We start from the raw sequence: 317 nt of genomic DNA, 5'->3' as shown, positions 1-317 counted from the left end.
TACCGCTCGACTTGCATGTGTTAGGCGCACCGCTAGCGTTCATCCTGAGCTAGGATCAAACTCTTTTTAACGTAATGCCTAATAAATTAGGACTTGTTGATTTTTAGTTTTTTTCCTAGCAAGAAATTGGTTTCTTTTTTCTAATATACTGTTTATTTTAATGAACTCTTTCTTCTGTTCAAAGCAGGAGGATTCTATTTGTTTTCCTCAACTTGTCAAAAGTTTTTTTCAGTTTCTTCTTAGTCTGTTTACTTTTCTCTTTTTTATTGTAAAAAGGGAATTGATACTTCCTTAATGAAGTGAAGGGATTGTACGAA

At 33.1% G+C, this 317-nt stretch carries 1 rRNA gene; it reads right to left on the bottom strand.

The features are described 5' to 3' along the window. Positions 1 to 71, bottom strand: a 16S ribosomal RNA gene (locus DC53_RS00050); the annotation flags it as partial. Positions 72 to 317 lie beyond the last annotated feature (246 nt).

The organism is Pseudoalteromonas fuliginea (assembly GCF_000690055.1).
In the GTDB taxonomy this organism is placed as follows: Bacteria; Pseudomonadota; Gammaproteobacteria; order Enterobacterales; family Alteromonadaceae; genus Pseudoalteromonas; species Pseudoalteromonas fuliginea.
Note: the sequence above shows the minus strand (reverse complement) of the source record. Positions and strands in the feature narration are given on the sequence as shown.